Source organism: Micrococcus sp. MS-ASIII-49, from assembly GCF_000946635.1.
GTDB classification, from domain to species: Bacteria; Actinomycetota; Actinomycetes; order Actinomycetales; family Micrococcaceae; genus Micrococcus; species Micrococcus luteus.
On the sequence record NZ_JXSP01000080.1, the window covers coordinates 26,784 to 33,294 of the forward strand.

A 6,511-nucleotide genomic window follows, 5' to 3' on the forward strand; every position below is an offset into this window, starting at 1 on the left:
CTAGCGTTTACGGAACGCGAGGTCGGGACTCCACCGAACTCATCACCCGCGGCCCCGCCGCGACGATCCGCCGGACTCGTGGTCCGGCAACCAAAGGAGGTGCTCACCGTGAGCATCAACACGACCAGCCACCACCTGCCCACCGCCCCGAGCCCCCTCATGCAACGCCACGTGCTCCAGCGCGTCGAGGAGACCCTCCTCCGCCGCTTCGAGGGCACCGTCACCGCCGAGACCGTCCGCTCGGTCGTCCGCGAGGTCGTCGCCGACCTCAAGCGCGGCGCCCGCATCACCACCTTCCTGCCGGCCCTCGCCGAGCGCGAGGCCACCCGCCGCCTCCAGGCCGCGACGCCGGCCCACGAGGCCATGGCCGTCGCCGCCTGATCCCCCATACCGACGCGACGACCCGTCGGCCCGCCCCGCGAGGGGCCGTGGCCGGCGGGTCTTCTCGCCTCCCCGGACGCTTTCGTTCGGGAAACGGCGGGCCCCAGGACGCTTTCGTTCGAGAAACGGTGTGAACGCTCCGGGGCGCCGTTCCCCCGCCGCCCACGCGACTCCGAGGTGCGGCGCCGTTTCTCACACGAAAGCACCGCGACACGCCGCCGTTTCCTACACGAAAGCGTGGGTGACGCGAACGGGGGGGGCACGGCACGGGAGGCCTCAGTCCGCGGCGACGCCCAGCGCTCGGCGCATCGGCAGGAACTTGGCCCGGATCTCCGTGACCTCCTCCTCGGGCACCGCTCCCGGGACCATCCCGCCCCCGGCCTGCAGCCGCACCCCGCCGGGCACCTGCTGGCCGCAGCGCAGTGCCAGGGCGATCTCGCCGTCGCCGTCCTGATCCAGCCACCCGACCGGCCCGGCGTAGCGGCCGCGGTCCACGGGCTCGACCTCCGCGATCACCCGCACCGCGTCCGGCGTGGGGGTCCCGCCGACGGCCGCCGTCGGATGCAGCGCGGCCACCACGTCCAGCACGGTCCCCCGCCCATCCCGCAGCCGGCCGCGCACGGACGTGGCCAGGTGGTGCACGTTCGGCAGGGTCAGGACGGTGGGCGCGGGGTCGTCGTCGGCGAGGTCGACGACGGGCGCCAGCGCGTCCAGCACCGACCGCGCGGCCCAGCGATGCTCCTCCGCCAGCCGCGGATCAGAGGCCAGACGCTCCCGCAGCGCGGCGTCCTCCTCCGCGTCCACGCCGCGCGGCATGGACCCCGCCAGCACCCGCGAGCCCACGAGCCCCGCGTGCCGCGTGGCAAGGACCTCGGGCGTGGCGCCCAGCAGCCCGCCGACGGCGAACACCCAGGTCTGCGGGTACTCGCGGCGCAGCTCCCCGATCGCCCGCCACAGGTCGGCGTCGTCCGCGGGGACGGTCATCGTGCGGCTGATCACGACCTTCGCCAGCTCCCCGCCCGAGTCGGCCATCCGCGTCAGCAGCTCGCGCACCCCGGCCGCGTAGCCGGCGTCGTCCCAGGCACGGTCGGCGACGCCGGCGGGCAGGGGCACCGCACCGTCGGCCAGCAGCCGGGCTCCGCGGTCCGCGGCGACGGCGGCTGCGAGCGCGTCCGCGTCCACGTGCTGGGCCACGTCCCGCACGCCGGACGGCGTGGCGCGGCGCAGATCCGCGGGGATGCGCAGGACCGCGGGCTCAGGCGAGTCGTCGGCGAAGGTCGAGGAGATCCAGCCCCGCAGCGGGGCCGTCGGGTCCGGTCGCCCGGCGACGGCGGCCTGCCACAGCGCGGAGAGTCGGCGGAGCCGGTCGGGGCCGTCCAGGAGCACGGTCCAGCCGCCCTCGCCCCGCCACGCGTCGTCCCCGTGCGCCCACAGCACCGCCCGAGCGAACGGGGGGACGGCGGCCTCGGGGGTCCCGGTCGCGGAGGTGCCGAGGTCCGGGAGCAGGGAGCGGACAGACATGGCCCCATTCTCTCCCACCTCGGCGGACCCCCGCTCCGGGCCCGGGCCTCGGCCACCGCCCCGACGGCGGCGAGCGGCGTCGTCGGGCGCGGAGGGATCCCGTCAAGGCTTGCGCCGGCACACCCGACGTCGCAGGGTGGGGGCACCCGTTCACCTCGCGTTCAACCGACCGCCTTCCCCGGAGGACTCGCATCATGGCCCCCATCCCCCCGGACCCCCACGCCGATCACGCACCGGCGGTGGACGACATGCCGCTGGACACGACGGCCGCGCCGGACATCCCCGCCGCGGTGGACCCCGTGCCGCACGGGATGGCCGCGCACGTGCTCGAGCGCGAGGTCGGGCCGCTGATGGCGCGCTTCCCCGGCGTGGCCGACGAGGCGACGGTGCGTCAGCTCCTGTTCGACTCCTACGCCGAGCTCGCCGAGACGAGCCGCCACCCGGAGATGCTGCCGACCATCTCGGTGCAGCATGCCGCCTCGCGCCTGCGCGCCAGGGCGATCAACCAGGGCAGCATCGAGTCCCGCCACCCGCGTGTGCTGTTCGTCTGCCACGGCAACGCCGGCCGCTCGCAGATGGCCGCGGCCCTGCTCGAGAACCGCACCCACGGCGAGGTCAGGGCCCGCTCGGCCGGCACGGAGCCCGCCGGCGAGGTCATCTCCACCGCGTTCGAGGCGATGAACGAGATCGGCATCCCGCTGCACCACACGTACACCAAGGGCCTGGACCCGGACGTGCTCCGGGCCGCCGAGATCGTGGTGCTCTTCGACGGCGCGGATCCGTTCGAGATCCCCGAGGGCGCGCAGGTGCAGAAGTGGTCCGTGCCGTCGATCCGCGGCATGAGCCTCGAGCAGGTGCGCGGCGTGCGCGACGCCCTGGACCTGGAGGTCCGCGGCCTGATCGCCGATCTGGGCGAAGCCGCCACCCCGCTGCCGGAGGAGGGCACCCGCGTCGGCCGACCCCTTGACCCATACCCCCCTGGGGTATAGAACGGGGGTATGAGCACGGACAGCACGACGACGGCGCCCGCCGCCGCCTCGCCCCTTCCGTCCGCCGCGGCGGATGCCTGCGACGGCCACCGGCCCCCGCACGAGGTCCACCGGGACAAGGCGAAGCACCTGGCGCGACTGCGCCGCATCGAGGGGCAGGTGCGCGGCCTCCACCGCATGGTGGACGAGGACGTGTACTGCATCGACGTCCTCACGCAGGTCGCCGCCGTCACGAAGGCGCTGCAGTCCCTCAGCCTGAATCTCACCTCGGAGCACCTGCGTCACTGCGTGGCGGAGGCCGCGGTGCAGGCCGAGGCGGAAGGCCGCACCGAGCTCATCGACGAGAAGGTCGCCGAGGCGACGGCCGCCCTCGGCCGCCTGCTGCGCTGACCGGCGCCGTCGCCCACCCACCACCGCACGAGGAGCACGAGATGACCACCACCGACCTGAAGATCACCGGCATGACCTGCGGCCACTGCGCCGCCTCCGTCCGGGAGGAGCTCGGCGAGATCGCCGGCGTCTCCGCCGTGGACGTGGACCTGAACGCCGGGGGCGTGTCCACCGCCACCGTCACCTCCGAGGGCCCCCTCGACCCCGCCGCCGCGCGCGCCGCCGTCGAGGAGGCCGGCTACACGCTGGTGGAGGCCTGACCCCATGACCCACCCCGCCTCCTCCACCCCGGCCGGCCCGCAGTCCGAGACCACCCGCCGCGTCGACCTGGACGTCACCGGCATGACCTGCGCCTCGTGCGTGGGCCGCGTCGAGCGCAAGCTGGGCAAGCTCGAGGGCGTCACGGCGTCCGTGAACCTGCCGCTCGAACAGGCGACCGTCACCGCGCCCGCCGGCGTGTCGGACGAGGAGCTCGTGGCCGCCGTCGAGAAGGCCGGGTACGGCGCCACCGTGCGCCGTCCCGCCCCGCCGGCCGGACACGCCGGACACGCCGGGCACGCGCACACCTCCGAGCACGGCGAGGAGCACGGCGAGGAGCATGCCGCGGACCATGACGGCGTGGACCACCACGACCACATGGCCCACGGTCCGAGTGAGGACGTGCTCACACCGCGCCTGATCGGCGCGGCGGTGCTGACGGTGCCGCTCGTGCTGATCTCCATGGTCCCGGCGCTGCAGTTCCCGCACTGGGGCTGGGTCGCGTTCGCCCTGGCGGCGCCCGTGGCGCTGTGGGCGGCGTGGCCGTTCCACTCGGCGGCGTTCCGCGCGGCCCGGCACGGCTCGTCCACGATGGACACCCTCGTGTCCCTGGGCGTGCTCGTCTCCTTCTCCTTCTCGGCCGTGGAGCTGATCCTGGCGCCGGACATGACCGCCCACGTGGGCGGGACCATGGCGGAGATGGCCCACCACAGCCTGTACTTCGAGACGGCCGCGGTCATCACCACGTTCCTGCTGCTGGGCCGCTGGCTCGAGGCCCGCGCCAAGCGGGAGGCCGGCGCCGCGCTGCGGGCCCTCCTGGACCTGGGCGCGGCCCAGGCCACCCTCTACGACCCCGAGACCCACGACGAGCGCACGGTGCCCGCCGAGTCCCTCGCGCCGGGCGACGTCGTGCTGATCCGCCCCGGCGAGAAGGTGCCCACGGACGCCGAGGTGCTCGAGGGCACCTCGGCCGTGGACGCTTCCCTGCTCACCGGCGAGTCCGTGCCCGTGGAGGTCGGCCCCGGGGACGCCCTCACCGGCGCCACCCTGAACACCTCGGGCCGGCTCGTGGCCCGCGCGACGCGGGTCGGCTCGGACACGACGCTCGCCCAGATGGGGCGGCTCGTCTCCGAGGCGCAGACCGGCAAGGCGCGCGTGGCCCGGTTGGCCGACCGCATCTCCGCCGTGTTCGTGCCGATCGTGCTCGGGATCGCCGTGCTGACCTTCGCGGTGTGGATGATCGTGACCGGCGACCTGCCGTCCGCGCTGCGCGCCGGCGTGGCCGTGCTCGTGATCGCGTGCCCGTGCGCCCTCGGCCTGGCGACCCCGGTCGGCCTGCTGGCCGGCACCGGCCGCGCCGCGCAGCTGGGCATCCTCATCCGCGGCCCCGAGGTGCTCGAGGACTCGCGCACCGTGGACACGATCGTGCTGGACAAGACCGGCACCGTGACCGAGGGCCGCATGGCGCTGGCGGACGTGCTCGTCCTCGACCCCGCTTTCGTGGCCGAAACGGGCGCCTCCCGGAGCGCTTTCGTTGACGAAACGGCGCCGGACCAGGCCGCCGACGTCCTGCTGACCCTGGCGGCCGCCGTCGAGCGCGGGTCCGAGCACCCGATCGCCCGCGCGATCGTGGCCGGCGCCGAGGAGCGTGGCCTGACCGTGCCCGGCGTGGCGGACTTCGCCTCCACGGCCGGCGGCGGCGTGTCCGGGCTGGTCGCCCTCCCCCACGACGACGGCGCACCCGGCTCCGGCGCGCACGGCGCCGCCGGCCCGGATCCGGTCCGCGTGGCCGTCGGCCGCGGCTCCGTCCTCGAGACCGCCCTCGACGGCGGCATCCCCGCCGAGCACCGGGCCGCGTTCGAGGCCGCGGAGCAGGCCGGCGCCACGGCCGTGTGGGTCGCGGTCGGCGGCCGCGTGGCGGGCGTCCTGTCCGTCCGGGACACCGTGAAGGACACCTCCGCCGACGCGATCGCCCGCCTGCGGCAGATGGGCCTGCGCCCGCTGCTGGTGACCGGCGACAACGCCGCCGTCGCCGCCCAGGTGGCGGAGGCCGTCGGGATCCCGGCCGAGGACGTGGTGGCCGGCGTGCGCCCCGAGGACAAGGTGGACGTGGTGACGCGCCTGCAGTCCGAGGGCGCCGTGGTGGCCATGGTGGGCGACGGCGTCAACGACGCCCCGGCGCTCGCCGCGGCGGACATGGGCATCGCCATGGGCTCGGGGACGGACGTGGCCCGCGAGGCCGCGCAGATCACCGTGATGGGCGACGACCTGCACCAGGTGGTCCAGGCGCTCGACCTGAGCCGCCGCACCCTGGGGATCATCCGGATGAACCTGTTCTGGGCGTTCCTCTACAACGTGCTCGGCATCCCGGTCGCGGCCCTGGGCCTGCTCAACCCGATGATCGCCGGCGGCGCGATGGCGGCCTCGAGCGTGCTCGTGGTGCTGAACTCGCTGCGGCTCACCCGCTACGCGCGCTGAGCCGGGGCGGGGCCGAGCGCGGGCCGGGTCCACCCCGGCCCGGCCGGCCGGTCAGGGCAGGCATTCGCGGGAGTACTCGAGCCACTGCTCGAGCTCCCCGGACTCCTCCCAGAGCTGGTAGAGCTCGGAGCAGGAGGGCTCGCGGATGACCACGCCGATCAGCTCGCGCAGGGTCTCGACGTCCTCGTCCGAGAACTGGTCGATGAAGGCGGTGAGGTCCACCTCGTCCGTCTCCGCGTGCTCGAGCAGGGCCTCGAGGTCCGCGTGGTCCTCGTTCCGGGCGATCCGCACGAGCGCCCCGAGGGTGAGGAGTGCGGCGCCCTGGCTCGCGGTCAGGTGGCCCTCGTCCTCGTCGCGACGGAAGTTCTTGCGGAACTCGTCGAGGTCGAAGGTGCCGTCGAGGACCTCGTCCACGATGTCCAGCGCGGTGTCGTTCTGGAAGACGTTTCTGCCCCATGCGCCCATGACCTGACCCTAGGGCATGTCTGACAATC

General features: G+C 74.8%; 7 protein-coding genes. 5 read left to right on the top strand and 2 right to left on the bottom strand.

The window, feature by feature from the left end:
- The first annotated feature begins 108 nt into the window (after positions 1 to 108).
- Positions 109 to 381: a three-helix bundle dimerization domain-containing protein gene (locus SJ20_RS06040; RefSeq protein ID WP_227448856.1), complete on the top strand. Its 273-nt coding sequence runs from the start codon at positions 109 to 111 to the stop codon at positions 379 to 381.
- Positions 382 to 657: 276 nt separating this feature from the next.
- On the opposite strand, the gene SJ20_RS06045 is transcribed toward SJ20_RS06040, so the two are convergent.
- Entirely contained in the window at positions 658 to 1,902 is a 1,245-nt protein-coding gene (locus SJ20_RS06045; protein ID WP_044659292.1) for an isochorismate synthase MenF, read from the bottom strand.
- 194 nt (positions 1,903 to 2,096) lie between these two features.
- Here SJ20_RS06045 and SJ20_RS06050 point away from each other — a divergent pair, with 194 nt between their 5' ends.
- The 4 genes from SJ20_RS06050 to SJ20_RS06065 are packed head-to-tail and all read left to right on the top strand — an operon-like array spanning position 2,097 to position 6,017.
- Positions 2,097 to 2,891: a low molecular weight phosphatase family protein gene (locus SJ20_RS06050; protein ID WP_044659293.1), complete on the top strand. Its 795-nt coding sequence runs from the start codon at positions 2,097 to 2,099 to the stop codon at positions 2,889 to 2,891.
- Positions 2,892 to 2,900: 9 nt separating this feature from the next.
- On the top strand, positions 2,901 to 3,281 hold the full coding sequence (locus SJ20_RS06055; protein ID WP_002856860.1) for a metal-sensitive transcriptional regulator: 381 nt from the start codon (positions 2,901 to 2,903) through the stop codon (positions 3,279 to 3,281).
- 41 nt (positions 3,282 to 3,322) lie between these two features.
- A complete protein-coding gene (locus SJ20_RS06060; RefSeq protein WP_036339566.1) occupies positions 3,323 to 3,541 on the top strand; it encodes a heavy-metal-associated domain-containing protein in 219 nt (72 codons plus the stop codon).
- Between the two features lie 4 nt (positions 3,542 to 3,545).
- Positions 3,546 to 6,017 (top strand): cation-translocating P-type ATPase, encoded by a 2,472-nt coding sequence (locus tag SJ20_RS06065; protein ID WP_044659294.1) that lies wholly within the window; start codon positions 3,546 to 3,548, stop codon positions 6,015 to 6,017.
- Between the two features lie 51 nt (positions 6,018 to 6,068).
- On the opposite strand, the gene SJ20_RS06070 is transcribed toward SJ20_RS06065, so the two are convergent.
- Positions 6,069 to 6,482, bottom strand: coding sequence for a DUF4259 domain-containing protein (locus tag SJ20_RS06070; RefSeq protein ID WP_036316745.1), 414 nt, complete (start codon positions 6,480 to 6,482; stop codon positions 6,069 to 6,071).
- Positions 6,483 to 6,511: the final 29 nt, after the last annotated feature.